Source organism: Geodermatophilus sp. FMUSA9-8 (assembly GCF_037034165.1).
GTDB classification, from domain to species: Bacteria; Actinomycetota; Actinomycetes; order Mycobacteriales; family Geodermatophilaceae; genus Geodermatophilus; species Geodermatophilus nigrescens.
On the sequence record NZ_JBAGKE010000011.1, the window covers coordinates 51,904 to 72,691 of the forward strand.

The window sequence follows — 20,788 nt, forward strand, 5'->3', positions numbered from 1 at the left end:
CCGGCACCACTCCCGCCGAAACGGGGATGGGACCCCCGCACGGGGACTTCCCGTGCAGGCACCTGCGCGTCAGGGTGTCGGGGTGACCTCGGAACTGCGGTTGACGACGACCCTCGAGCGGCGCGGGCCGGCGGCGGCGATCGTGCTCACCGACGAGCAGGCGGCCTCCCTCGGCGGCGGCGCGAAGGCCTTCCCGGTGCGGATCACCATCGGCGCCGCGACCGTCGAGGCGCGGCTCGCGCGGATGGGCGGCGAGAACCTCGTCGGGCTGAGCAAGGAGCGCCGGGCCGCCCTCGGCGTGGACACCGGTGACACCGTCGACGTCGTCCTCGTGCACGACGCCGCGGAGCGCACCGTCGAGGTGCCCGACGACCTCGCCGAGGCGCTCACGGCCGCCGGCGTGCGCGACGCGTTCGACGCGCTCGCCTACTCGCACCGCAAGGAGCACGCCCGCTCGGTGACCGAGGCCAAGAAGCCCGAGACCCGCGCCCGCCGGGTCTCCGCCGTCGTCGCCGCCCTGTCGGGCTAGGCCCGCTCCGCCCGGCCGCCGGAGCGGCCGGGCGCGGGGTGCTCAGACGCGGCGCGCGGTGAGCAGCAGGTACTCCCAGTCGAGGACGAGGCCGTCGGTGCCGCGGTCGTAGCGCGCGGCGAGCGCGGCCAGGTCGCGGTCGAGGGCCGCGACCCGGTCGGGGTCGTCGGCGATGTGCCGGTAGACGGCGATCGTCGGCCCGTAGACGGTCTTCCAGTGGTCGCGCCACGCCTCCGCCGAGGGCCAGCCGCTCGCGGTCACCACCTGCCGGCGCGCGACGACGTCGGTGACCCGGTCGCCGAGCAGGTCGCGGACGTGCTGCTCGTCGCCCCACAGCGGCGGCGGCTGCCCGCCGGGCGGGGGCGGCGGCGCGTACGGCTTCATCGTCGTGAACATCTCGCCGACGAAGCCCTCCGGCGTCCAGCTGACGAGCCCGATCCGCCCGCCGGGACGGCACACCCGCACCAGCTCGTCGGCGGCCCGCTGGTGGTGCGGCGCGAACATCACGCCGACACAGGACAGGACGACGTCGAAGCTCGCGTCCCCGTACGGCAGCGCCTCGGCGTCCCCCTCCTCCCAGGTGAGCTCGGCGCCGGCGCGGGCGGCGGACTCGCGGCCGGCCTCGAACAGCTCCGGCGTCAGGTCGGAGGCCACCACCTGCGCGCCGGTGAGCGCGGCCGGGACGGCGGCGTTGCCCGTGCCGGCCGCCACGTCGAGGACCCGCTCGCCGCGGCCGACCCCGGCGGCCTCGACCAGGACGCGGCCCAGCTCCGGGATGAGGTCGCGGGCCACCGACGGGTAGTCGCCCAGGCCCCACATCGCCCGGTGCCTCGCCTTGAGGGCGCGGTCGGCGGCGACCGCGTCGAGGGTGTCGGTCATCTCTGTCGTCTCCTCCGTCGTCTCCCGGGTCGTCCCGGCACGCGACGACGGTGGCCCCGGTGCGTTGCAGATCGGCTGCACCGGGGATGCACGGTCACGCCCGGCCGGTCGCGAGCTCCCCGGACAGGACCCGGCCGAGCGAGGCGCGGGCGGAGGCGACGGCGGCGGCCTCGGCCGCCCGGGGGTCGGCGCGGCGCCCGTTCCCCGGGGCGGTCGGCGGACCGAGCGGCGAGGGCTTGCCGGCGGCGACGAGGTGGCGGTGCAGCGTGGCGGCGTCGGCCGTGGCGGAGACCCGCTGCAGCAGCCGGGCGACGTAGCGCAGGTTGAGCCACTGCTGGGTGGCGTCCCCTACCCGGTCCCAGTGCGCGAGGACGGCGACCAGCGCCCGCGCGGCCTCCACCGGGTCGCCGTGCACGGCCCGGGTCGCGGCGCCCTCCATCATCGCGATCCCCTGCCACCAGAAGTTGCGGACGGCGGCCGCCAGTTCCTCCGCCTCGTCGAACAGCGCGAGGGCGGAGTCGGGGTCGGACTTCTTGAGCACCAGCCCGAGGGCGTAGCGGGCCATCGACAGGGCGGTCGGGTTGGCGGTGGCCTCCGCGACGTCGAGGCTCTCCCGCGCCGCGGCCAGACCCTCCTCGGGGTGCCGGCCCACCGCGTGGCAGACCGCGACGTAGTACAGCGTCCAGACCAGCCGGATGCGGTCGCCGTCGCCGCGGGCCCGCTCCGACTCGGCCGTGTAGTGCGCCAGCGCACGAGCCACGTCGCCCTCGTACAGCGCCACGTCGGCCAGCACGTCGTGCGGGTAGGCGATGCGCGGGGTCCCCGGCGGTGGACGGCGGTCCCCCGCCAGCCGCGCCGTCGCCACGGCGTGCGGGAAGTCGCCCCGGTTCCACGCGCCGCGGGCCGCGGCCCCGACGGCCGCGGCGTAGCTCGGGTGGCCGGGGTCGACCACCGGCAGCAACTGCTCGGCCCAGGCGTAGGCCTCGTAGCCCACGCGCAGGTGCACGAGCTCCGGCACCGCCGCGACCAGCCGCACGGCGAGGTCCCACTCGGCGTCGGCGGCCGCCCGGGTGAACGCCGCCCGCAGGTCGTCGTAGACGCCGAGGGCCTCGTCGGCCCACGCCCGCTCGTCCGGGCTCTGCAGCCCCGCGCCGGCCCGCTCGGCGTAGTCGACGTGGTACTCCACGTGCCGCCGGGTGAGCGCGGCGGTCTCGCCGGCGTCCGCGGCGCGCGACCGCCCGTAGGCGCGCAGGGTCTCCAGCAGCCCGTAGCGGCTGTGCACCCCGCTGCGGGCCACCACCATCGACCGGTCGACGAGCCGGGTCAGCCGGTCCAGGACGTCGTCCTCGCCGGCGCCGGGGTCGGCGACGCCGTGCACCGCCCGGAGGTCCGCCCCACCGGCGAACACGGACATGCCCCGGAACAGCCGCTGCTCGGGCCCGGACAGCAGCCGGTAGGACCACTCGATCGCGGCGGCCAGGCTCTGGTGGCGGGGCACCGGCCCGCGGCCGCCACCGAGCAGCGGCCCGTCCTCCAGCCGGGCGGCCACCTCGGCCGGGCTCATCACCCGCATCCGTGCGGCCGCGAGCTCGATGCCCAGCGGCAGGCCGTCGAGGCGGGCGCAGATGGCGGCGACGGCGTCCGCCGCGGCGGGGTCGAGCCGGAAGTCCGGCGTCGCCGCGCGGGCGCGCTGGACGAACAGCGCGGTGGCGTCCGCGAGCGGCAGCGGCGGCACCGGCCAGACCTGCTCGCCGTCGACGCCGAGCGGCTCGCGGCTGGTCGCGAGGACCACGACGCCGGGACAGTGCTGCACGATCGCCCCGACGAGGGCGGCCGCGTGCGCCAGCACGTGCTCGCAGTTGTCGACGACGAGCAGCAGCGACCGCGGGCGCAGGTACTCCAGCACCGTCTGCTCCACCGACAGGCCCGACCGCTGGCGGATGCCGAGCGCCGCCGACACCGCGTCGCCCACCGGGCTGTCCTCGGGCAGGGCGGCGAGCTCGCACAGCCACGCCCCGTCGTCGAAGCGGGCCCGGTCGCGGCCGGCGACCTCCACCGCGAGCCGCGACTTCCCCGCTCCCCCGACGCCGGTCAGCGTGACCAGCGGGCCCTCGCGCAGCGCGGCCAGCACGCCCGCAGACTCGCGGTCGCGGCCCACGAAGCCGCTCGCGCGGCGCGGCAGGTTGCCCGGCCGCGGCGTCGCGGTGAGGGCGGGGTCGTGGACGAGGATCCGGCGGTAGAGGTCCTGCGCGGGTGCGGCCGGCTCCACGCCGAGCTCGTCGTCGAGGCGGGCCCGCAGCTCGTGGAAGGCGGCGAGCGCGTCGGCCTGGCGCCCGGTCGCGTAGCGGGCCCGCATGAGCGTCACGGCGGGCCGCTCCCAGGACGGGTGGGCGCGCACCAGTGCCTCCAGCTCGGGCACCGCCTCCGCGGACCGGCCCAGCGCCACCAGCGCGTCCGCGCGGTCTGCGGTGGCGCCGGTGCGCAGCTCGGTGAGCCGGGCGGCCTCGGGGGCGGCGAACTCCTCGTCCGCGAACTCGGCGAGCGCGTCGCCGCGCCACAGCGCCAGCGCGGCGTCGAGGTCGGCCAGCGCCCGCGTGTGGTCGCCGGTCGCGGCCGCCGCCCGGGCGCTGCGGACCCGCTGCTCGAAGTCGGCGGCGTCCAGCGTCGCCGTGTGCAGGGCCAGGCAGTAGCCGGGCGGGCGGTGCCGCAGCGGGGCGGCGTCGCCGAGGACGCCGCGCAGGCGCGAGACGTAGGCCCGCAGGGCGGTCATCGCGCCGTCGGGCGGCCCGTCCCCCCACAGGACCGAGACCAGCCGCTCGGCCGGCACGACCTCGCCGCGGGCGACGAGCAGGGCGGCGAGCAGCGTCCGCGGCTTGTGCCCGCCGACGGCGAGCGCTCCTCCCGGGCCCTCGACCGTGAGCGGTCCGAGGACCCGGAAGTGCACGTGTGCTGCGCCTGTCATCGCCGCCTCGTCCCGCACGCGGACCGCTCCCGGCGCGGCCGACCCTAGCGACGGCGCGGGGCGCTGGACAGGCTCCGCGGAGCGCGGGCCGCCGCCGCGGGGGTGGACCCGGCACGGGCTGGGTAGCGGCGTCGGGACGGAGCCCGGCGGACCGAGCCGGGCCGGCGGAGATCGGAGGAGCCATGGGCAAGCTGACGCTGGGGATCGGGCTGGGCATCGGGTACGTGCTGGGCGCGCGGGCCGGTCGGGAGAGCTACGAGCGGATCGTCTCGTCGGCGCAGGGCCTCCTGGGCCGCCCGGAGGTGCAGCAGACGCTGGACAAGGCCCGCGAGGCGGCGCCGGCTCCCCTGCAGAGCAGCATCGACAAGCTGGCGAGCTCGGCCTCGGGCGGCGGCACGTCGTCGTCCGGGACCTCGTCGTCCGGCACGTCCTCGAGCGCGCCGTCGTCGTCGGGGACGGCCTCCAGCGGGACAGCCGCCCTCGGGACGCCCGACGTCGAGACGATCGCGGAGGCCGCCTCCGGGCAGGCCGCCGCCGGGTCCGGCGCCGTGCCGGACCCGCTGGTGCCGCCGTCGCGGTCCACCGGCGGCACCACCGCCTGAGCGGTCACCGTCCGCCAGCGGGGGACGACGTCCCCTGCCGGCGGACGAGCCACCAGCCGTACCCGCCGGTCGCGACGACGGCGGTCAGCACCGCCGCGTAGGCCCACAGCGCCGGGCCGGCGACCAGCTCGTCGCGGAACCGGAGCAGCACCGCCCACTGGAAGACGCCGAACGCGGTGTAGGTGACCGCCGGGACGCGCAGCCGGCAGACGTCGGTCTCCCGGACCACCAGGGCGGCGCCGACCCCCAGGGCCACCAGCCACGCCCCCACCACCTGGGCGCTGAGGGGGGTCAGGGCCCACGGCCAGGCGCTGCCCGTGACGTGCGTCCCGTGGTGGGCGCTCAGCCCGCTGGTGAACAGGACGGCGCCGACGGCGCCGAGCACGAGGCCCTGCGCGGCGAGCACCGCCCGGACCCACCGGGGCAGGGCGCGGCGGGCGCCGAGCCGGTGGGCCGGCTGCCGCAGGAGCACGACCAGCCCGGCCACCGGGACGGCGAGGTAGACCGCCGTCCAGACCCAGGCCGCCGAGCGCGCCAGCGGGTCCGCGGCGGTGAGGTGCAGCTTGTGCGCGTGCCAGTACGTCGCGGCCAGGGTGAGGACCGTGAAGACGGTGACCGTCACGACCGCCACCCGCACGTGCGCCCAGGAGCGCTGCCGCAGCGCGGCGACCGAGAGGACGAAGCCGGCGGCGTAGGCGGCGCCGAGGAAGGCGACGGTCGGCCGGGCCTGGATGGTCCACGCCCAGGTGTGCTCGGTGTGCCCGCCGAGTCGCAGCAGCTGGTGCGCGGCCAGGGCGGTGAACAGCGCGAACGCGGCCAGCAGGCGCCGGGGGCCGGGGCCGAGTCCCGCCTCTCCGGTCTCCGCCGGCTGCTCGCGGACGTCCTCGGGCTCCTCCAGGGTGTCGATGGTGTCGGCCTCGTACAGGTGTCCTGCCATGCGAGGACGGTGGACCCCGGGCGTTGCAGGCCGTCTGCAACGCGGATGGGGCCCTCTGCAACGCCGCGAGGGCCGTGTGCGACAGGGTCTGTCACACCCGGGGCCGCGGCGGTGTCTCCATGACGACACCGCCACACACCCAGGAGGAGACATGGCGAGCAGCACCCGCGTCCCGGCGACCCGGATCACCGGCCTGTACGGGGCCCTGCTGAAGGCGGTCAGCCGCCGGATGCTCGGCCAGGTGCCCGAGGGCGCCGCGGTCATGTGGCACCACCCGGCGGTGCTCAAGGACTCGATGTCATTCGGCCGGAAGGTCGACGGGTGGAACCGGCTCGACCCGGCGCTGGCGACCTACGCGGCCATGGCGTCCGCCGCGACCATCGGCTGCGGCTTCTGCCTGGACCTCCACCACTTCCTCGGCCGCGGCCGCGGGCTCGACGAGGCCAAGGTCCGCGAGGTGCCGCGCTGGCGGGAGTCCGCCGTCTTCACGCCGTTGGAGCGCCGCGTCATGGAGTACGCCGAAGCGATGAGCGCCACGCCACCGGCGGTCACCGACGAGCTGTCGGCCGCGCTGCTCGACGAGCTCGGGGCGGCCGCGCTGGTCGAGCTGACCGCCAGGATCGGCTCTCTGAACGCGAGCGCTCGGGGCAACGTGGCCCTCGGCATCCGCTCGCAGGAGTTCGCGGCGTCGTGCGGCCTGGCGCCGCTGGCGGTGCGGTCGGCGGACGGCGTCGTCCCCGCATGACCGAGGACCCCTTCGCCGCCCACCGCAGCCTGCTGTTCACCGTCGCCTACGAGATGCTCGGCTCCGCGGCCGACGCCGACGACGTGGTGCAGGAGACCTGGCTCGGTGGGCGGAGGTGGACCGGGCGGCGGTGCGCGACCCGCGGGCCTACCTGGTGCGGATCGTCATCCGCCAGGCGCTCAACCGGCTGCGCACCGTGGCCCGCCGGCGCGAGGAGTACGTCGGCGAGTGGCTGCCCGAGCCGCTGCTGACCGGTCCCGACGTGGCCGACGACGTCGAGCTGGCGGAGAGCGTGTCGATCGCGATGCTCACGGTGCTGGAGACGCTGTCGCCGACCGAGCGGGCGGTCCTCGTGCTGCACGAGGTGTTCGACGTGCCCTACGACGAGATCGCCGAGGCGGTCGGGAAGTCGGCCGCCGCGGTGCGGCAGGTGGCGCACCGGGCGCGCGAGCACGTGGTCGCGCGGCGTCCCCGGATGGCGGTGAGCCGAGCCGAGCAGCAGAGGGTGGTGGACCGCTTCCTCGCCGCGGTGACCTCCGGCGACCTCGACGGGCTGCTCGACGTCCTGGCGCCGGACGTCGTCGTGGTGGCCGACAGCGGCGGGCTGGCGCCGGCGGCGCTGCGCCCGGTGACCGGGCAGTTGCGGGTGGCCCGGGCGCTGGCCCGCTTCGCCGAGCTGGCGCCCGGCGTGACGATCACGACGCCGCTGGTCAACGGCACGGTGGCGGCGCGGATCGACGGCGGCGGCCCCTTCGACACGGCGATCACCTTCGTCGTCGAGGACGGGCGGATCTCGCGCATGTACGCGACGCGCAACCCGCACAAGCTGCGCCGCCTCGACGAGCCCGTCGCCCTGCGCCGGTGACTGCTGGCGGATTCCGCGGAGCTCGGGCGGGGACGACGCGCTCGGTGAGATCTATCGATCCTCGATGGATAATGGGCGATGGTCGATGTACTGTCGCCGCATGAGAGCAGCCGCCGTCGCCGTCGTCGCCCTCCTCGCCGTGGCCGTCGGGATCGCCGCCGTCGTGCTCGGGGAGGCGGACGACTCCCCCGGCCTGCAGGGCCTGGGCGTCCTGCTGGCCCTGGGCGCGGTCGTGCTGGGCGTGCGGTCGGGACGCCGTGCGAGGTCGCGAGCGGAGGGGCGCCCGGTCAGACGTTGAAGCGGAACTCCACGACGTCGCCGTCGGCCATGACGTAGTCCTTGCCCTCGATGCGCACCCAGCCGCGGGACTTGGCCTCGGTCATCGAGCCCGCCTCCATCAGCTGGTCGTAGGACACGACCTCGGCCTTGATGAAGCCGCGCTGGAAGTCGGTGTGGATGACCCCGGCGGCCTGGGGCGCAGTGGCGCCGACCGGGATGGTCCAAGCGCGCGCCTCCTTCGGGCCAGCCGTCAGGTAGGTCTGCAGCCCCAGCGTGCGGAAGCCGACCTTGGCCAGCTGGTCGAGGCCCGGCTCGCTCTGCCCGATCGACTCCAGCAGCTCCGCGGCCTCCTCGGCCGGCAGCTCGGCGAGCTCGGACTCGGTCTTGGCGTCGAGCAGGATCGCCTCGGCCGGCGCCACCAGCGCCCGCAGCTCGGCGATGAGCGACTCGTTGGCCAGCTCGTCGGCGTCGACGTTGAAGACGTACAGGAACGGCTTGGTCGTCAGCAGCGTCAACTCGCGCAGCGGCGCGGGGTCCACACCGGCGCTGAACAGCGTCTGCCCCGTGTTCAGGATCTCGGCGGCGGACTGCGCGGCGGCCAGCAGCGCGGCGCGCTCCTTGTCCTTGCGCGACTCCTTCTCCAGCCGCGGGATCGCCTTCTCCAGCGTCTGCAGGTCGGCCAGGACGAGCTCGGTGTTGATCGTCTCGATGTCGTCCGACGGCGACACCTTGCCCTCGACGTGGACGACGTCGGGGTCGGTGAACACGCGGATGACCTGGCAGATCGCGTCGCTCTCGCGGATGTTGGCGAGGAACTTGTTGCCCAGCCCCTGGCCCTCGCTGGCGCCGCGCACGATGCCGGCGATGTCGACGAACGACACCGTCGCCGGCACGACCTTCTGCGAGGTGAACAGCTCGGCGAGCTTCCCCAGCCGCTCGTCGGGCACCCCGACGACGCCGACGTTCGGCTCGATCGTGGCGAAGGGGTAGTTGGCCGCCAGGACGTCGTTCTTGGTCAGCGCGTTGAACAGCGTCGACTTGCCGACGTTGGGCAGTCCGACGATCCCGATGGTGAGACTCACGAGGGTCCAGCCTACGGGGCGCGACCGGGCGGCCTCAGCGCGAGCGGTCGTGGCCGAAGAAGCCGCGCTTCTTGATCAGCGCGGCAACCTCGGCCGGCACCATCGCCTCCCAGCTCGTGTCCTCGGTCGGGATCTGCCGGAGCACGTCGCGGCTGAGGATCGGCAGGTGGTCCGGCTCGTGGTCGAGGCCGACGAAGCTGCCGCGCTGGTTCAGGTAGTCGAACAGCGGGCGCAGCTGCGGGGCGACCTCGACGGTGTCCACGGTGACCACCCGGCCCTCCTGCAGCATCGGGTACACGTAGAGCCGCAGGTCGTTCTTCAGCAACCGGCCGAAGCTCTCCAGGATCCCGCCGGGCAGCGCGGCGTGGGACTCCTCGTCGAACAGGTCGATGAGGCTCGGGACGCCCATGACCATCCCGATCCGGCCGTCGGTGCGCCAGGCCAGGTAGGCGGCCAGCCGGTGGTAGGCGACGTAGTCCGAGATGAGCACCGTCAGCCCGCACGCGGCGAGCAGGTCGGCGCGGGCGAGGAAGTCCCGCCGGTCGACGACGTCCCCGCCGGCCCGCAGGTTGGCCATCGTCAGCTCGCCGAGCAGCAGGATCTCCCGGCCGGCGACGGCGGGGTCGGCCTCGAACTGCGCGCGGGCGGCCTCCAGCATCGCGATGTTGACCACCGTGGGCGGCCGGAAGCTGCCGCGCTCGACCAGGATCGCCTTCTTGCGCAGCACCTCGCTGGGCTGCAGGACGTGCCGGTCGGGGCCGAACATCGCCGCGCCGGAGAGCCCCAGCTGGACCAGCTTGAGGGCCATGACCCGGTTGTCGACGGCGCGGAACTCGATGCCCGACAGCTCGATGAGGTCGACCTCGATGCGGCCGGTGGTCAGCCGGTCGAGCAGGCTCTCCACCAGCGTCTCGGGCTGGTGGTGCTGGAAGAACGCCGCGTGCAGCAGGTTGACGCCGACGACGCCGAGGGCCTCCTGCTGCAGCGCGGCCTCGTCGTCGAGCATCCGCACGTGCAGCACCACCTGGCTGGGCTCGTCGCGCGGGTGGGACTGGAACTTCACGCCCATCCACCCGTGGCACTCGTTGCCGCCGCGGTAGCTGCGCGCCACGACCGTGTCGGCGAAGGCGAAGAACGACGTGTCGTCGCCGCGCTGGTCGGCGAGCCGGTCGACGTTGAGCTGGAACTCGTGGTCCAGCATCGCCTGCAGGCGGCCCTTGGAGACGTAGCGGTCGGACTTGCCGTAGACGGCGTCGCTCACCGACATGTCGTAGGCCGACATCGTCTTCGCGACGGTGCCCGCCGCGCCACCGGCCCGGAAGAACCAGCGGGCGACCTCCTGGCCGGCGCCGATCTCGGCGATGGTCCCGTACCAGCGCGGGTCCAGGTTGACCTGCAACGCCTTCTGCAGGGTGTCGACGCCGGCGTCCATGACGATCCCCTCGCGGTGCGGCCCGGGTGCAGCGCGAGCGTAGCCAGACCCGGGCCCCACCACCCGGTCACGCGGGCACGGCCGTCGCGGCGCGGGCGGCCCGGCGCAGCCCGGGCGCCAGCACCAGCGACACCAGCACGGACGCCGCCGCCAGCCCGGCCATCACCGCGCCGGGGGCCGACAGGTCGGCGAGCGCGCCCGCGGCCGCCGCGAACACGCCCTGCCCCGTCATCCGCAGCGCCGACTCCACCCCGAGCACCTGCCCGCGCAGCTCCCCGGGCGTGAGCGCCACCAGCCACTCCTGCTGCGCCAGGGCCGCCGCGTAGCCGACCGTCGCCACGCCCACCAGCACGGCGGCCAGCGGGATGCCCGGCGCCAGTGCGAAGGCGAGGAACGGGACGGCGAGCAGCAGCCGCAGCGCGGTGTTGCTGCGCCGCCGGGCCGCGGGCGTGAGGAAGCGCCCGACCACCAGGTCGCCGGCCGTCATCCCGGCGGCGCCGGCCACCAGGAGCCAGCCGGCCCGCTCCCCCGCGTACGGCACGAACAGCGCCTCGCAACCGACGACGAGCCCGTTCGGCACGCACAGCGCCACCAGCAGCGTGCGGGTGTCGCGGTGCGCCAGGAGCAGCCGGTTGCCGCGCACCGTCTCCGCGAGCCCCGCCCGCCCGGACCGGCGCGGCGCCCGCTCGGCCACCCCGAGCCGCAACACCGGCAGCGCGGCCGCCGACACGAGCGCGGCCAGCACGAACACCTGCGCCGTCGTCAGCGCGGTGAGCAGCAGCCCGCCGACGGCGAAGCCGACCACCTGGAACGCCCCGACGGCGACGTTCATCGTCGAGCGCGCCAGCGGGTAGGCGGCCGCCGGGACGACGTCGGCCAGCAGGCCCCACCGCGCGCCCGACCCGACCGAGGTCACATAGGCGACGCCGACGACGAGCAGCAGCCGTACCGGCGTCGGCAGGCCGGGCGGCGCCTGCAGGGCCAGCGCCGCCGTGGACGCCGCCGCGACCAGCAGGAGCGTGCGCCGCGGCGGGCTCGCGTCGGCCGCGGACATGAGCGTCGTCGCGCCCAGCGCCTGCGCCGCGGACGGGCCGAACATGGCCACCGCGGTGAGCAGCGCCGAGCCGGTGGTCCGGTGCACGAGCACGGCCAGGGCCAGCGACGACGTCGTCGAGGCGGCGGTCGTCAGCGCACCCGCGGTCCACAGCGCGCGGAACTCCGGGGACGCGAACAGCGCCCGGTAAGTGAGCACGGGCCGACCGTCCGGCAGGGGACGCCGGGGACCCACCGTTTCGCCTACGGTCGAAAGGTGGGTGAGTTCATCGTCGACGCCGACGTCATGGCGCGCGCCCGCTTCGGCACCAGCCAGCTCACCGAGACCCTGGCCGCGCTGAAGACGCTCCGCGCGGCCGCGGTGCCGCCGTGGCACCGGCCGTGGGCCGACGCCCACGCGGCCGCATTCCGCGCGCGGCTCGCCGGCGACCCGGTCGGCGCCGCCCTGCTCGACGCCGCCTTCGGTTCCACCTGGACCGCCGACTTCCTCACCGTGCCGCCGTCGGCCCCCGACCTCACGATCGACGAGGAACTCGGCTTCCTCGAGTCCCTGGACGACGACGCCGTGCGCGCCGACCTCGAGGTGGCCACCGGCCCGCTGCCGCCCGCGCTCACCGCGACCGGCCTCGCCGCCACCGCCGCCGCGCTGCTCCGGTGGACGTGGGAACACACCGTGCGCGACGAGTGGCCGCGGCGGCTGCGGGTGCTGCGCGCCGACGTCGTCTCCCGCACCACCCGGCTCAGCGGCGGCGGCTGGTCGGCCGCGCTCGACGGCATCTCCCCCGGCGTCCGCTGGCTGGCCAACGGGCGGCTGCAGGTCAACGCCGCCCCGTACCCGCCGCGCGACGTCCGGGGCCGCGACCTGCTGTTCATCGCCGCCACCGGGCCGGGCGGCTGGGTGAGCTGGCGGCTGCCCGACACCTACGCCGTCGTCTACCCCGTCACCGGCGTCCTCGCCGGCGGGCCGGCGCCGCTGCCGGACGCGCTGGTGCGGCTGCTCGGCCGCACCCGCGCCCGGCTGCTCGCCGCGCTCGACGCCCCGCAGAGCACGTCCGCGCTCACCGCCCGGACCGGGCTGCCGCTGGGCAGCGTCGGCGGGCACCTGCGGGTGCTGCTCGACGCCGGGCTGCTGGAGCGGCGCCGGTCAGGGCAGGAAGTCCTCTACTGGCGCAGCGACGCCGGCCGCACCCTCCTGTCGGCCGCCGACGAGGGCCGATAGCGCGACAAGGGCCCTCGTCCTAGCGAGGCGCCCCCGGGCCGGGGAGGAGGCCGCGCTCGACGGCCACCATCACCGCGCGGGTGCGGTCGTCGACGCCGAGCTTGGCGAACACCCGCAGCAGGTGCGTCTTCACCGTGGCCTCGCCGATGAACAGCTCCCGGCCGATCTCGGCGTTGGTCAGCCCGCGCGCCACCCCGGCGAGCACCTCCAGCTCCCGGGCGGTCGGCGCCTCGACGGCCGGCGCCCGCATCCGCGACACCAGCCGGGCGGCCACCGGCGGCGCGAGCACCGTCTCCCCGCGGGCGGCCGCGCGGACGGCGTCGGCCAGCTGCGGCAGCGGCGCGTCCTTGAGCAGGTAGCCGGTCGCGCCCGCCGCCACCGCCCGCACGATGTCGGCGTCGGTGTCGTAGGTGGTGAGCACCAGCACGCGGACGCCGGGGTGCGTGGCGGCCAGCCGCTCGATCGCGGTCACGCCGTCCATCCGCGGCATCCGCAGGTCCATGAGCACGACGTCGGGCGACAGCGCGGCCACCTGCGCGAGCGCCTCCAGCCCGTCGCCGGCCTCCCCGACGACGTCGAGGTCGGGCTGCGCCGCCAGCCAGCCGACCAGGCCGCCGCGCACCACCGGGTGGTCGTCGGCCACCAGCACCCGGATGCTCACGCGCCCGGCACCCGCACCGTCACGCGGGTGCCCGAGCCCGGCACCGAGGCGACGTCGACCTCTCCCCCGACCTGGGCCACCCGCCCGCGCAGCCCCTCCAGGCCCGAGACCGTCACCGCCGCCGGGTCGAAGCCCACGCCGTCGTCCTCCACGTGCACCGACACCTGCCCGCCCAGCCGCGCCAGCCGCAGCACCACCGCCGAGGCCCCGGCGTGCCGGCGCACGTTCGTCAGCGCCTCCTGGGCCCCGCGCAGCAACACGACCTCCTCGTCGGTGCGCAGCGCCGCCCCGCCGTCCGGCGCCAGGTCGTCCAGGGCCGCCGTGTCCACCCGCACCTCCAGCCCGGTCTCCCGGGCGAACCGCTCCGCCAGCCGGCGCAGCGCCTCCACCAGCGTCGCCCCGTCGAGCGCCACCGGCCGGAACGCGGCCACCACCGCGCGGGCCTCGGCCAGGTTGTCGCGCGCGACCTCCTCGATCACCGCCAGCTTCTCGCGGGCGGCGTCGGGGTCGGCGGGCACCAGCGCGGCGGCGGTCTGCGACAGCACGACGATCGACGTGTAGCCCTGCGCCAGCGTGTCGTGCACCTCCTGCGCCAGCCGCTCGCGCTCGGCCAGCACCCCGCGCTCGTGCTCGGCGGCGGCCAGCTCGGAGCGGGTGGCCTCCAGCTGCGCGATCAGCGACGCCCGCTCGGCGCTCTCGTGCAGCACCCGGCTGATCCACACGCCCAGCGCCAGGCTGAACCCGATGCCGATGCCGGTCTCCAGCAGCACGTCGGCGGCGTCGCGGCCGCCCGGGTCGAGCACCGGGCCGGCCGCGCTGGCCAGCCCGAGCAGCAGCGTCCAGGTGATGCCGGTGAGGGTGCCCTGGACGGCGAACCAGACCTGCGGGTAGGCGAGGAAGAGCAGGAACAGCAGGCCCGGCGCGAGCCAGCCGAGCAGGCCCAGGGCGACGACGAGCACCAGCAGGTAGGCCACCGCCCGCCGCGGGGCGCCGGCGCCAATCGCGGGCACGCCGAGCAGCGCGTACGCGACGGCCAGCCCGCCGAGCACGGCGAGGGCCGCCCCGCGCCGGTCGTCGTCGACGGCGTCCCCGACGGCCGCGCTGAGCACCGCGAGCCCCCACACGACGGCGGAGATGAGGTGCACCCCGGTCACCGTGGCCCGCCACCCGCGCTCGGGCAGCGGCTCGCCGCCGTCGTCCTGCGGGGGGACGACGGCGGCGGCCAGGCGGCGGGGCAGGCTCACGCCGCCCGACGCCAGCGGAAGGTCCGGGCGCACACCACGGTGCCGATGATCACCCATGCGGCCAGCACCAGGGCGGTCCGCCCGTGCTCCCAGCCGCCGGCCTGCTCGGCGACGGCAGCCGAGTCGGGCAGGAACACCGACCGCATGCCCTGCACCAGCCACTTGAGCGGGAAGGCCGCGGCCACGCGGTCCATCCAGTCCGGGAGGTCCGAGCCGATGAAGAACACGCCGGAGACGAACTGCAGGACGACGGCGAAGGCGGGGATGCCGGTGCCGGCCGAGCGGGCGCTGCCGATGACCGTCGCCACCGCGAGGCCGAGGACGGTGCCGGCGAGGATGCCGAGCAGGACCACCCAGGCGAAGGTCACCCAGCGCCCGGGGTCGGTGGGCAGGGCGACGTCGAAGGCCGTGGCGGCCACGGTGAGCAGCAGCGCCAGCTGGACGGCGGTGGTGACGACGACCTGCCCCGCCTTGCCGATCGCGTAGGACAGCGCGGGGGTGCCCAGGGTCTGCAGGCGGGCGAGGTCGCCGCGCTCGCGCTCCTCGGCGACGGCGGTGCCGACCGCCTGGAAGCTGGTGAGCATCACGCCGGTGGCGGCGATGCCGGCGAGGAAGTACTCGCGGAACCCGATGCCGGGCAGCACGACCTCGTCGCCGAAGACCGACCCGAAGATCGCCAGCATGATCACCGGGTAGGCGAAGGAGAAGACCACCTGGCCGGGGTCGCGGGCGAACAGACGCAGCTCCAGGCCGACGCGGGCCAGCCCGATCGCGGCGGCCGACGGCGGCGCGGGCCGGGTGGCGGGGACGGAGCGGGTGACGGTGCGGGCGGTGGTCATCGGGTCTCCCCCTCGGCGGCGGCGACGAGCTGGAGGTAGACGTCTTCCAGGTCGGGTCGGGTGACGGTCAGTCCGGGCACGTCGCCGGTCGGCGAGGCCGCGACCAGGTCGCGCAGGACGGCGGCCGGCTCGGGCGTGGTGACCTCGCGGTACTCGCCGTGCTCCAGCCAGCGGACGGTGGCCACCCGGCGCAGCTCGGCGCCGAGGTCGGCCGGGGCGGCCACCTCGACCAGCCGGCCGGCGCTGATGACGCCGACGCGGTCGGCCAGGTGCGCGGCCTCGTCGAGGTAGTGGGTGGTCAGCAGGACGGTGGTGCCGCGGGCGCGCAGGCCCTCCACCAGCGTCCAGAACTGCCGGCGGGCGACCGGGTCCATGCCGGTGGTCGGCTCGTCGAGGAACAGCAGCTCCGGCCGGCCCTGCACGCCGAGCGCCACCTCCAGCCGGCGCCGCTGCCCGCCCGACAGCCTGTCCACCCGGGTGCGGGCGGCGTCGGTCAGGCCGACGTCGGCCAGCAGCTCGGCGGTCGGCACGGGTGCCGCGTGGTAGCGGGCGAAGTGGTCGAGGGTCTCGCGCACGGTGAGCGCGTTGCCGCTGCCGGTGCTCTGGCCGACGACGCCGAGGCGCCCGCGCCAGGCCCGGCCGCCGCGGGCGGGGTCCTCACCGAGGACGGTGACCTCGCCGCCGTCGCGCCGGCGCACGCCTTCCAGGACCTCGACGGTGGTCGTCTTGCCGGCGCCGTTGGGCCCGAGCAGGGCGAACACCTCGCCGCGCCGGACGTCGAGGTCGACGCCGTCGACCACCGTCCGGTCGCCGTACCGCTTGACCAGCCCGCGCACGCGGACCGCCGCTCCGTCGTCGAACGCCGCGGCCGCGGGGGCCGGGGCGGGGCTCGTGGCTGTCATGGCACGAGCCTGTCGCCGCGCGCCGGGCGCGGGGACGCCCGCGCGGTGGGTCCGCCGTCCACCGTCCGGTGGACGGCCCGGGTCCGCCGGAGAGGCTAGGGCCCCAGCACCGGCCGCCCGGCGAGCGCGGAGACCACCTCGACGGCGTCGTCCCACCAGCGTTCGTAGTGGTACGGGTCGGCGTTGCGCTGGGTGCGGTGCGCGGCGATCGTCGGCTCCAGCGACCGCCAGCCGGGCACCTCCTGCAGCGCGCGGAAGAAGTTGGTGGCGCTGGTGGTGGGGTCCATCCGGTCGGCGTAGCTGCCCCAGGCGCCGTTGTCCCGCTGCTGGAACAGCCCGCGGGAGTCCGGCCCGGCGGCGTCGCCGCGGTCGAGCACCCGCAGCGACGACTCCCCCATCGCCGTCATCACGCCGATCACCTGGGCGCAGGTGTCGAGCCCCAGGTCGGCGCCGGCGTTGACGATCGCGGCGGCGTTGGCCAGCTGCTCCGGCCCCCAGCCGGCCACCGGTCCGGCGGGCAGCGCGGCCGGGTCCACCCGCACCGCCGGACCCGCCGAGGCGCACTCCGCCGACGGCGGCCCCTCGCCCCCGGTCTGCCGGGTCACCAGCAGCGTCCCGAGCACCACGAGGACGGCCAGCACGACCGCGGCGACGGCGACCAGGCGGCCGCGGTCGGGCACGGGCGTTCGCTGCACACCCCGGTCAACGGACGACGGCCTGCGCGCGTCCCCGCGGGCTCACTGGACCGGCGCGTCCGGCGGCGGCAGCGAGTACCGCAGCTGCTCGTCGACGGAGGTGACGCCCTCGACGGCGAGCAGGCTCGGGCGCGCGCCGGGCGGCGCCGAGCCGGTGATCAGGCCGAGCGAGCCGAGCACCCGCTCGACCTGCATCCCGGACTCGCGCAGCGCCGAGGCGACGGCGTCCAGGTCGGACAGGTGGCCGTCGTCGACGGTCACGCTGTACCGCGCCAGCGGGGAGCCCACGCCGCGGAGGCTAGTCCTCCTCAGGCCGACCCGGCTCCCTCCTGGGGCGCGAGTACCAGCCCGCTGCCGACGTCGACCGACGGCTCGGCCAGCCGGCTCGCGGCCTGGGTGAGCGTGGCCCACAGCTCGTAGCCGCGCCGCCCGGTCGCCTCGGCCCACAGCGCCGCCAGCCCGGCCACGTGCGGGGTGGCCATGCTCGTGCCGCTGATCGTGTTGTAGCGCTGCGGCAGGGGCCAGGCCGAGTAGACGTCGACCCCGGGCCCGGCGACGTCGACCTCCCCGCCGGGCGCGGCCAGGCTGCGGGCGGAGAACCAGGCGGTGCGCAGGGCGGCGTCGACCGCGCCGACGGCCAGCACCTCCACGCTGTTGGCCGGCGCCCCGACGAAGCCGTACTCGCCGTTCTCCCGGTCGGCGTTGTTGCCGGCCGCCGCCACGATGAGCGAGCCCTGCTGCAGCGCCCGCCGGCCCGCGGCCGAGTAGGGCGGGTGTGCCTCGGCGACGTCGGCGCCCAGCGACATCGAGATGACCGCGCAGCCGTTGGCCACCGCCCAGTCGATGCCGGCCAGGATGCCGCCGTCCTCGCCGCTGCCCTCGTCGCTGAGCACCTTCCCGACGTAGATCTCCGCGCCGGACGCGACGCCGTACCGCGGCCCCTGCGGCGGGGACTGCGGCCCGCACGCGGTGCCCACGCAGTGCGTGCCGTGGCCGTGGCCGTCCTGCGCGCTGTCCACCCCGGCCACGAAGGACTCGGCGGTGATGGTGCGGCCCGCGAGGTCGGGGTGGGCGAGGTCGAGCCCGGTGTCGAGGACGGCCACCCGCACCCCCGCGCCCGAGTACGGCGACGTCGTCGCCCGGACCGCCTGCACGCCCCAGGTGGCCGCCTCGGTGTCGGCGAACGCCGGCGGCGCGGGTGCCTCCCCACCGCCCGCGCCGGCGAGCCGGCCGGCCAGGTCGGTGACGCCGTCGCGGTAGCCGCGCACGTACTCCTCCGCGGGCAGCACGTGGTGCACCAGCTCCGGCGACACCGACAGCACCGGCGGCCCGGCCGACCGCAGCGCGCCGACCTGGTCCGGCGGGGCGGCGACGACGGCGATGCCGAGCCGGGCGAACACCGTGGCCCCGGCCTCGCGCAGCGCCTGCGCGGGCACCCGGCCGGCGGGGAAGTCGCGGGAGTCGGCGACGTCGGTGATCCCGGCCGCCGACCAGTCGACCCGGGGGTCGCCGGGATCGGCGAAGACCACGACCTGCCGGCCGGTGGTGGGCGCCCCGAGGCGCCTCGCCGGGCGTTCCGGCTGGCGGTTCGGCGGACGGATGCCCGGGCGCGGTCTGATCACGGTTCCCCCTGTCGACGCGGGGCCGGCACGCCGCCGTCCCCGGTGGGCGCAGTCTGGTGGGCGGCACCGACAGCCGCCCGCCGACGACGTCCGGCGGCGCCGTCCGAAAGCCGCCAGTCAGGGGCTCCCGGCGGTGCCATGCTCGACGCGTGCCCACCTCCCTCGACGCCGAGCGCTGCTACCGCGCGGTCGCCAGCCGGGACGCCCGCTTCGACGGCTGGTTCTTCACCGCCGTGCGCACCACCGGCATCTACTGCCGTCCCTCCTGCCCGGCCCGCACGCCGGCCGCGGCCAACGTCAGCTTCTTCGGCACCGCCGCGGGCGCCCAGGCCGCCGGGTTCCGCGCCTGCCGGCGCTGCCGCCCGGATGCCGTCCCCGGCTCGCCGGAGTGGGACGTGCGCGCCGACGTCGTCGCCCGCGCCATGCGGCTGATCGCCGACGGCGAGGTGGAGCGGGCCGGCGTCCCCGGGCTGGCCGCGCGGCTGGGCTACTCCGAGCGCCAGGTGCACCGGCTGCTGGTCGGCGAGCTCGGCGTCGGCCCGCTCGCCGTCGCCCGCGCCCAGCGCGCGCAGACCGCCCGGGTACTCATCGAGACCACCGACCTGCCGATGGCCGACGTCGCGTTCGCCGCCGGGTTCGCCAGCGTGCGGCAGTTCAACGACACGGTCCGCGAGGTGTTCGCCTGCACGCCCAGCGAGCTGCGCCGCCGCCGGTCGGGCGGCGAGACCGGCGCCCCGGGCTGGCTGACGCTGCGGCTGGCCGCCCGCGCCCCGTTCGACGCCGCCGAGGTGCTGTTGTTCCTCGGCCTGCACGCCGTCCCCGGGCTCGAGGAGTGGGACGGCACGACGTTCTCCCGCGTCCTCGACCTGCCCGGCGGGCCCGGCGTCGTCCGGCTGTCCCCCGCGCCCGACGGCGGCGCCGCGGTCACCGCCCGGCTGCTGCTCACCGACCTGCGCGACCTGCGCGCCGCCGTCCCCCGCTGCCGCCGGCTGCTCGACCTCGACGCCGACCCGGCCGCCGTCGACGACGTCCTCGGCGCCGACCCCGCGCTCGCCCCGCTGGTGGCCGCCGCGCCCGGCCGCCGGGTGCCCGCGTCCCCCGACGCCCCCGAGACGGCGGTCCGCGCGGTCCTCGGCCAGCAGGTCTCGGTGGCCGGCGCCCGCACGCTCACCGCGCGGGTGGTCGCGCTGGCCGGGACGCCGCTCGCGGAGCCGGTCGGCACGCTCACCCACGCCTTCCCGCGGCCGGAGGCGCTGGCCGCGGCCGACCTGTCGACCGTCGGGCTGACCGGCGCGCGCAGCCGCACTCTCACCGGGCTGGCCGCCGCGCTCGCCGAGGGCCGCGTGACCCTCGACCCGGGCTGCGACCGCGACGCCGCCGTCCGCGACCTGCTGGCGCTGCCCGGCATCGGCCCGTGGACCGCCGCGCTCGTGGCGATGCGCGGCCTCGGCGACCCCGACGTCTGGCTGCCCGGCGACCTCGCGCTGCGCCGGTCCCTCGCCGGGCTCGGCAGCTCCGACGCCGACGCCGCGCGCCGCTGGCGGCCCTGGCGCTCCTACGCCGTGCTGCACCTGTGGGCGCTCGCCGCGCCGCACCTGTTCACCCGCCACCCGGCTCCCGCCCCCGCCGATCGGAGTGCGTCATGACCCCGTCCGCCCGCTTCGCCACCGTCGCGACCCCGCCCGGGCCGTTCACCGTCGTCGTCACCCCGGGCCCCGACGGCGGCGACGTCGTCCTGGCCGCCGGGTGGACCGGCGACGTCAGCGACCTGCTGCCCGTCGTGCACCGCGCGCTGCGGCCCACCTGGGTCGAGCGGGTGGAGCACCTGCCGGTCCTCGACGTCGTGGAGGCGCACGCGGCCGGCGACGTCGGGGCCATCGACGCCGTCCCCGTGCGGCAGCGCTCCGGGCCGTTCCTGGAGGACGCGTGGGAGGTGCTGCGCACGGTGCCCGCCGGGCAGCCCGACACCTACGCCGAGTTCGCCGCCCGCTGCGGCCGGCCCGCGGCCATCCGGGCCGCGGCCAACGCCTGCGCCCGCAACGCCGCCGCGCTGTTCGTCCCGTGCCACCGCGTCCTCGGCTCCGACGGCGGCCTCGGCGGGTTCCGCTGGGGCACCCCGGTCAAGCGCTGGCTGCTCGACCACGAGGCGGAGCACGCCCCCGTCCCCGCGTGAGCGAGGCATTGGATCCGATACGCACGTCCTGAGCCCGCGGACGTGCGTATCGGATCCAATGCCTGTCC

At 76.7% G+C, this 20,788-nt stretch carries 21 protein-coding genes; 8 read left to right on the forward strand and 13 right to left on the reverse strand.

The features are described from left to right. Positions 1 to 82: 82 nt before the first annotated feature. The gene (locus tag WA616_RS20460; RefSeq protein WP_336032747.1) at positions 83 to 529 is read left to right on the forward strand and encodes a YdeI/OmpD-associated family protein; all 447 of its coding nucleotides are present in this window, start codon (positions 83 to 85) and stop codon (positions 527 to 529) included. A 42-nt stretch (positions 530 to 571) separates the two neighbouring features. Here the strand turns inward: WA616_RS20460 and WA616_RS20465 are convergent, their stop codons facing one another. Together WA616_RS20465 and WA616_RS20470 are read right to left on the reverse strand one after the other, a co-directional pair. Next, the gene (locus WA616_RS20465) at positions 572 to 1,408 is read right to left on the reverse strand and encodes a class I SAM-dependent methyltransferase (RefSeq protein ID WP_336032748.1); all 837 of its coding nucleotides are present in this window, start codon (positions 1,406 to 1,408) and stop codon (positions 572 to 574) included. A 94-nt stretch (positions 1,409 to 1,502) separates the two neighbouring features. Next, the gene (locus WA616_RS20470; RefSeq protein ID WP_336032749.1) at positions 1,503 to 4,370 is read right to left on the reverse strand and encodes a BTAD domain-containing putative transcriptional regulator; all 2,868 of its coding nucleotides are present in this window, start codon (positions 4,368 to 4,370) and stop codon (positions 1,503 to 1,505) included. Positions 4,371 to 4,552: 182 nt separating this feature from the next. Between WA616_RS20470 and WA616_RS20475 the strand changes: the two genes are divergently transcribed. Next, complete coding sequence (locus WA616_RS20475; RefSeq protein WP_336032750.1) at positions 4,553 to 4,972, forward strand: hypothetical protein; 420 nt, start codon at positions 4,553 to 4,555, stop codon at positions 4,970 to 4,972. Positions 4,973 to 4,976: 4 nt separating this feature from the next. On the opposite strand, the gene WA616_RS20480 is transcribed toward WA616_RS20475, so the two are convergent. Beyond that, complete coding sequence (locus WA616_RS20480; RefSeq protein ID WP_336032752.1) at positions 4,977 to 5,909, reverse strand: hypothetical protein; 933 nt, start codon at positions 5,907 to 5,909, stop codon at positions 4,977 to 4,979. A gap of 151 nt (positions 5,910 to 6,060) precedes the next feature. On the opposite strand from WA616_RS20480, the gene WA616_RS20485 reads away from it, so the two are divergent. The 3 genes from WA616_RS20485 (at position 6,061) to WA616_RS20495 (ending at position 7,817) form a co-directional block, all read left to right on the forward strand. Beyond that, a complete protein-coding gene (locus WA616_RS20485; protein ID WP_336032754.1) occupies positions 6,061 to 6,654 on the forward strand; it encodes a carboxymuconolactone decarboxylase family protein in 594 nt (197 codons plus the stop codon). A gap of 115 nt (positions 6,655 to 6,769) precedes the next feature. Beyond that, complete coding sequence (locus WA616_RS20490; RefSeq protein WP_336032755.1) at positions 6,770 to 7,519, forward strand: sigma-70 family RNA polymerase sigma factor; 750 nt, start codon at positions 6,770 to 6,772, stop codon at positions 7,517 to 7,519. A 100-nt stretch (positions 7,520 to 7,619) separates the two neighbouring features. Further along, a complete protein-coding gene (locus WA616_RS20495; RefSeq protein ID WP_336032757.1) occupies positions 7,620 to 7,817 on the forward strand; it encodes a hypothetical protein in 198 nt (65 codons plus the stop codon). Here WA616_RS20495 and ychF read toward each other — a convergent pair. From ychF to WA616_RS20510, 3 genes are all read right to left on the reverse strand, one after another. Next, positions 7,807 to 8,880, reverse strand: a complete 1,074-nt coding sequence (gene ychF / locus WA616_RS20500) for a redox-regulated ATPase YchF (protein ID WP_336032759.1) — start codon at positions 8,878 to 8,880, stop codon at positions 7,807 to 7,809. The genes WA616_RS20495 and ychF overlap by 11 nt on opposite strands. 34 nt (positions 8,881 to 8,914) lie before the next feature. After that, on the reverse strand, positions 8,915 to 10,312 hold the full coding sequence (locus WA616_RS20505; protein WP_336032760.1) for a TonB-dependent receptor: 1,398 nt from the start codon (positions 10,310 to 10,312) through the stop codon (positions 8,915 to 8,917). A 67-nt stretch (positions 10,313 to 10,379) separates the two neighbouring features. Beyond that, positions 10,380 to 11,564, reverse strand: a complete 1,185-nt coding sequence (locus WA616_RS20510) for an MFS transporter (RefSeq protein WP_336032762.1) — start codon at positions 11,562 to 11,564, stop codon at positions 10,380 to 10,382. Positions 11,565 to 11,621: 57 nt separating this feature from the next. Between WA616_RS20510 and WA616_RS20515 the strand changes: the two genes are divergently transcribed. After that, positions 11,622 to 12,584: an ArsR/SmtB family transcription factor gene (locus tag WA616_RS20515; RefSeq protein WP_336032763.1), complete on the forward strand. Its 963-nt coding sequence runs from the start codon at positions 11,622 to 11,624 to the stop codon at positions 12,582 to 12,584. 19 nt (positions 12,585 to 12,603) lie between these two features. On the opposite strand, the gene WA616_RS20520 is transcribed toward WA616_RS20515, so the two are convergent. From WA616_RS20520 to WA616_RS20550, 7 genes are all read right to left on the reverse strand, one after another. Next, the gene (locus tag WA616_RS20520; RefSeq protein WP_336032765.1) at positions 12,604 to 13,245 is read right to left on the reverse strand and encodes a response regulator transcription factor; all 642 of its coding nucleotides are present in this window, start codon (positions 13,243 to 13,245) and stop codon (positions 12,604 to 12,606) included. Then, complete coding sequence (locus tag WA616_RS20525) at positions 13,242 to 14,489, reverse strand: sensor histidine kinase (protein WP_336032766.1); 1,248 nt, start codon at positions 14,487 to 14,489, stop codon at positions 13,242 to 13,244. Before WA616_RS20525 ends, WA616_RS20520 begins: the two co-directional genes overlap by 4 nt. Next, the gene (locus WA616_RS20530) at positions 14,486 to 15,328 is read right to left on the reverse strand and encodes an ABC transporter permease (protein ID WP_336032768.1); all 843 of its coding nucleotides are present in this window, start codon (positions 15,326 to 15,328) and stop codon (positions 14,486 to 14,488) included. The genes WA616_RS20525 and WA616_RS20530 overlap by 4 nt, the downstream gene beginning before the upstream one ends. Further along, complete coding sequence (locus tag WA616_RS20535; RefSeq protein ID WP_336032769.1) at positions 15,325 to 16,230, reverse strand: ABC transporter ATP-binding protein; 906 nt, start codon at positions 16,228 to 16,230, stop codon at positions 15,325 to 15,327. The genes WA616_RS20530 and WA616_RS20535 overlap by 4 nt, the downstream gene beginning before the upstream one ends. A gap of 95 nt (positions 16,231 to 16,325) precedes the next feature. Continuing rightward, positions 16,326 to 16,910: a hypothetical protein gene (locus WA616_RS20540; protein WP_336032771.1), complete on the reverse strand. Its 585-nt coding sequence runs from the start codon at positions 16,908 to 16,910 to the stop codon at positions 16,326 to 16,328. A gap of 57 nt (positions 16,911 to 16,967) precedes the next feature. After that, positions 16,968 to 17,213, reverse strand: a complete 246-nt coding sequence (locus WA616_RS20545; protein ID WP_336032773.1) for a hypothetical protein — start codon at positions 17,211 to 17,213, stop codon at positions 16,968 to 16,970. Positions 17,214 to 17,233: 20 nt separating this feature from the next. Continuing rightward, positions 17,234 to 18,547, reverse strand: coding sequence for a S8 family serine peptidase (locus WA616_RS20550; protein WP_336032775.1), 1,314 nt, complete (start codon positions 18,545 to 18,547; stop codon positions 17,234 to 17,236). Between the two features lie 149 nt (positions 18,548 to 18,696). On the opposite strand from WA616_RS20550, the gene WA616_RS20555 reads away from it, so the two are divergent. After that, the gene (locus tag WA616_RS20555) at positions 18,697 to 20,193 is read left to right on the forward strand and encodes an AlkA N-terminal domain-containing protein (protein WP_336032777.1); all 1,497 of its coding nucleotides are present in this window, start codon (positions 18,697 to 18,699) and stop codon (positions 20,191 to 20,193) included. Further along, a complete protein-coding gene (locus WA616_RS20560; RefSeq protein ID WP_336032779.1) occupies positions 20,190 to 20,720 on the forward strand; it encodes a methylated-DNA--[protein]-cysteine S-methyltransferase in 531 nt (176 codons plus the stop codon). Before WA616_RS20555 ends, WA616_RS20560 begins: the two co-directional genes overlap by 4 nt. The last annotated feature ends 68 nt before the right edge of the window (positions 20,721 to 20,788 follow it).

Coding starts and splice junctions, on each gene's coding strand:
- WA616_RS20465 (WP_336032748.1), bottom strand. CDS start 1,408: ATGACCGACACCCTCGACGCGGTCGCCGCCGACCGCGCCCTCAAGGCG.
- WA616_RS20470 (WP_336032749.1), bottom strand. CDS start 4,370: ATGACAGGCGCAGCACACGTGCACTTCCGGGTCCTCGGACCGCTCACG.
- WA616_RS20475 (WP_336032750.1), top strand. CDS start 4,553: ATGGGCAAGCTGACGCTGGGGATCGGGCTGGGCATCGGGTACGTGCTG.
- WA616_RS20480 (WP_336032752.1), bottom strand. CDS start 5,909: ATGGCAGGACACCTGTACGAGGCCGACACCATCGACACCCTGGAGGAG.
- WA616_RS20485 (WP_336032754.1), top strand. CDS start 6,061: ATGGCGAGCAGCACCCGCGTCCCGGCGACCCGGATCACCGGCCTGTAC.
- WA616_RS20495 (WP_336032757.1), top strand. CDS start 7,620: ATGAGAGCAGCCGCCGTCGCCGTCGTCGCCCTCCTCGCCGTGGCCGTC.
- WA616_RS20505 (WP_336032760.1), bottom strand. CDS start 10,312: ATGGACGCCGGCGTCGACACCCTGCAGAAGGCGTTGCAGGTCAACCTG.
- WA616_RS20530 (WP_336032768.1), bottom strand. CDS start 15,328: ATGACCACCGCCCGCACCGTCACCCGCTCCGTCCCCGCCACCCGGCCC.
- WA616_RS20535 (WP_336032769.1), bottom strand. CDS start 16,230: ATGACAGCCACGAGCCCCGCCCCGGCCCCCGCGGCCGCGGCGTTCGAC.
- WA616_RS20560 (WP_336032779.1), top strand. CDS start 20,190: ATGACCCCGTCCGCCCGCTTCGCCACCGTCGCGACCCCGCCCGGGCCG.